The sequence below is a fragment of the Mesorhizobium sp. genome, from assembly GCF_017306585.1.
Taxonomy (GTDB): Bacteria; Pseudomonadota; Alphaproteobacteria; order Rhizobiales; family Rhizobiaceae; genus Mesorhizobium.
In genome coordinates this window covers 1-3,188 of sequence record NZ_JAFKIC010000351.1, presented here as the reverse complement: position 1 = coordinate 3,188, position 3,188 = coordinate 1, and the positions used below count along the sequence as shown (strand labels likewise).

Here is a 3,188-nt window from a genome sequence, read left to right as displayed (position 1 = left end):
ATACGGATTCGCTTCACGCCAATCGCCATGCCAAGGCGGCACATAAAGTCGCATAGTTGACGGCTCCGCTTGCCGCCGCAGGAACCGCGCCAATGCGTTTCCGGCCGCTCATTGACGCAGCAAAACACGTGCACTCGGTACACCGGTTCGACGGCCTGAGAAGTGGTGGCGGAGGGTGTCGTTACTTCGAAGTCTAGCTCACCAGGCATTGCTCAAACCCCTTGGCAAATTCTTCCCGGTCCAGGTTCTTGCCGATTACCACGAACTGCGACAAGCGCCGTTCATTGTCACCCCATATCCGGTCAGGCCTCATCGTCGTCAGCATTCTCACGCTCTGAAACACAATGCGTTCCCGGAACCCGCGCGCGTGAAAGATCCCCTTGGTACGGTAAAGATCCTGCCCGCGGGTCTGTGCGATTTCGTTCAGCCAAATCGAAAAACGGTTCAGATCGATCGGCCGGGTTTCCTCCAGGATGAACGAGCCCACTGCCTGATCGTGTTCGTGCTCATGATCCTCAAGGAAACCGGGATCGACGTCGAGTTTCTGCACCAGGTCGAAGGCGCCGACCCCTATCACTTGATCGATGTCGATCTCGGCGTTTGTCGTGAAACGAATGCGTGCCAAAGGGTTCAGCGCGCGCACCTTGGCTTCAACGACTTTGAGCCGGTCCGGCGTGACCAAATCGATCTTGTTGATCAGTACAATGTCGCTGAAGGCGACCTGCTCGACCGCCTCTGTACTCTGCGACAGGTTCATCTCCAGATTGACGGCGTCAACCAGAGTAACGAAGGCGTCTAGTTGGATGTTGTTTTTCACTTCATCCGCCACGAAAAAGGTAGATGCGACCGGAGCCGGATCTGCGAGACCGGTTGTCTCAATAAGGATGCCATCAAGTTTGCCCGCACGCTCATGCAGGCGCTGAAGTGTCTCGATGAGATCGCCACGCACCGTGCAGCAAAGGCACCCATTATTGAACTCAATGAGCTCGGCTTGATCATCTCGGACAACCAGCTGACCATCGATACTGATCTCGCCAAACTCATTAACGATCACTGCTATATTCTTGCCGTGCTCTTTGTGCAGAATATTGTTGATAAGTGTCGTCTTGCCTGATCCGAGGAAGCCGGTAACCACTGTGGCAGGAATGCGATTGTTGCTTTTTTGAGCCATTAACATTGCGTCACCTTTCAAAAGTAGAAGAACATAAACTTCTCGATCGTGTTTCACCCGCCTTGAGCCAGCGTATGCAGCAAGCGCTGGTGATGTTTTGCAAATTCTTGGAATCCCAAATCTCCCAGCCTGTCGGGCACCACAAGAAAGGAGAGCAAGGGCTCAGACCGTGGGAATGGCGCCTAGGCCAACGGTAGTACCTCCAGCTGGTTTCTCGGAATTGTCGCTTGGTGAAGGTGAGACAGAAATTTCCGCCAACGGCCTGTCATAGGCATCCTCCCAGCCTGGCCTGTCCCGCTCCCCGCGTAGCCACCGCCGCTGCCGCAGCGTGATTCTTATGCAAGCTAGCTCGGCACGACTGAGCGCCCCGGACAGATTTAGAAGGGCGTTCACCTCCTTCGGGTGTCGGTCTTGCTCGATCGCACGTTCGACCGTGCGTTTGCATCGCACCAGGTCTGGATCTCCAAAACGGTCAAAAAGGCCTTGAAATGCACTGTAGCTGTCTTCGACATTCCTGGCCCGGCGCGGATTCGGTGGAAACACATAAGCTGCAGGAACAAATCCTGCGGCAATGGGCATCGCGGTGGAATGGTTTAGGTCAGTGGATAGCAACTGGGGAAATATGTGACGGCGTCTGGGGTGCCGGGCCTCGATCCTGCCCAGCGACGTCTCAAAGACCCAGATACAGTCCGGAAAGCGCCCATCGAGCGCATTCGCAGCGATCTTCTCACCGACCATGGCGGAAAAGTGGTGCGCTGACCCTGAGAGCGGTCGAATGCAGATATCCGCATATGCGGTGCCGAGCCCCAGATCATACCGGCACATACCGCGCTCCGAGCCGTCAATCGCGTCGGTATCCGGTCCGATCGACGTGAACAGAGTTCGCCCGGACATCAGCGCATCACTGTTGGGCAAGCACAGTGCGATACCGTGATTCCATCCTTCAGGATCCGAACTCAGCGTTTCGAAGGCGATGGGCCGCAAACTGTCATGGTGATTCAGCGCTATGCGTGCAGTTGCGGTTTCAGCAACAATTCTATCCGGTCCGACCTCAACATGGGTACGCGGCTCATCGGGGAACTGCCCAACCGCACCAAACGCTCCAAGGCTGATTTCATAGCTTGGATCCGAGACAGCCTCTGCAAGCCAATCGAAGTTTGGAAAGCGGGGGAGGGAGGCAGCAGCACAATTCATAGGGCTCAACCGCCTTGTGCCAATAGAGGCTGGACACTGGTCTGGGAGAGAACGAAGTCAGTATGCCCGTACGCCCAAGGGCCTAGCTGGCACGCCAGTCTGGCGGCTAGGGAAAAAACTGCCCGCTGCTGCGGCGCCATCATTCCTTTCTCCTAAACGTAACCAAAAAAGCCCCACCGCAACTCAGTCCAACGGACCAGCGCAGTGAGGCTTCTATGCCGATATTTTCTAAAGCTCTATTGCTCTCGAAAAACGCTCGCACAACCTCATGATAGTGTCAAGCGCTGTAACATTTGCGAAAGACGAGTCGGCCTCGAATTGGGCTGCGAGAAGCGCTTATTTCGCTGAGTGATTGCTCGATCGCACCTGAGGAGCAAGCGTGAGCCGAACGAAGTGCAAGGCTGAAACGCGCGACACAGGGTCGAAGTTCAGATCCCCATGGTGGTCGGGAGTGTGGTTTCGTGCCGGCTAAGACTTGATGGTCCCACAGGGCGTGTGCAGGGTAGACCTACGTGTCAGCGAACACCGGGAGACCGAGCCAGTCGGACTGAGACGGAGCCTTCTTAAGTATCTGATCCCACTGGAAGAAGTTTGTTACTAGTCAGGTCCTCGCTGCGCCTTCAACGAAGCCCACATGATGATGAAATGTGGTCGTGCAGCTAATTTCACGCAACGCGCTTGACACACTGACGCGGCTGTGCAAGCCTTTATGTCAGCGATGTAGCTAACTAAGAAATATCGGCATAAACGCCTCACTGCACTGGGCCTTCGGGCTGAGCTGCGTGGGGCGTTTTTCGTTTTTAACCCCGGAGGAGAAAAAATG

2 protein-coding genes are annotated in these 3,188 nt (G+C 55.4%); both read right to left on the bottom strand.

Going from position 1 to position 3,188, the window contains the following annotated elements; all coding sequences use genetic code 11:
• Positions 1-193: 193 nt before the first annotated feature.
• Positions 194-1,171, bottom strand: a complete 978-nt coding sequence (locus tag J0I79_RS34565; protein WP_292870526.1) for a GTP-binding protein — start codon at positions 1,169-1,171, stop codon at positions 194-196.
• Between the two features lie 162 nt (positions 1,172-1,333).
• Complete coding sequence (locus J0I79_RS34560; protein ID WP_292870523.1) at positions 1,334-2,365, bottom strand: hypothetical protein; 1,032 nt, start codon at positions 2,363-2,365, stop codon at positions 1,334-1,336.
• Positions 2,366-3,188: the final 823 nt, after the last annotated feature.